The organism is Pseudomonas brassicacearum (assembly GCF_003732265.1).
GTDB lineage: Bacteria > Pseudomonadota > Gammaproteobacteria > Pseudomonadales > Pseudomonadaceae > Aquipseudomonas > Aquipseudomonas brassicacearum_D.
This window is the reverse complement of sequence record NZ_MOBK01000082.1, coordinates 1-262: the sequence shown is the minus strand read 5'-3', so window position 1 is coordinate 262 and position 262 is coordinate 1. Positions and strand designations below refer to the sequence as shown.

1 pseudogene is annotated in these 262 nt (G+C 61.8%); it reads right to left on the bottom strand.

Going from position 1 to position 262, the window contains the following annotated elements:
* Positions 1–44 precede the first annotated feature (44 nt).
* Positions 45–262, bottom strand: a pseudogene (locus BK660_RS30140) (iron-containing alcohol dehydrogenase); the annotation flags it as partial.

Here is a 262-nt window from a genome sequence, read left to right as displayed (position 1 = left end):
AAGGGCAAAACCTGACCGTCAAGAAATTACCCCTGCCGTGCCTCTCAAAACGCGTTGCGGAAAATCTCCTCGATCTGGCGCTGATCTGCCGCCCGAGGATTGGTCAAACCGCAGGCGTCTTTCAGTGCGTTGGTGGCCAGCACCGGGATGTCGCTGAGCTTGGCGCCGAGCTCACGCAGGCCACCGGGGATCTCGACATCTTTGGCCAGGCAACGGATCGCAGTGATCGCCGCTTGCGCGCCCTCCTCCGGGCTGAAACCTC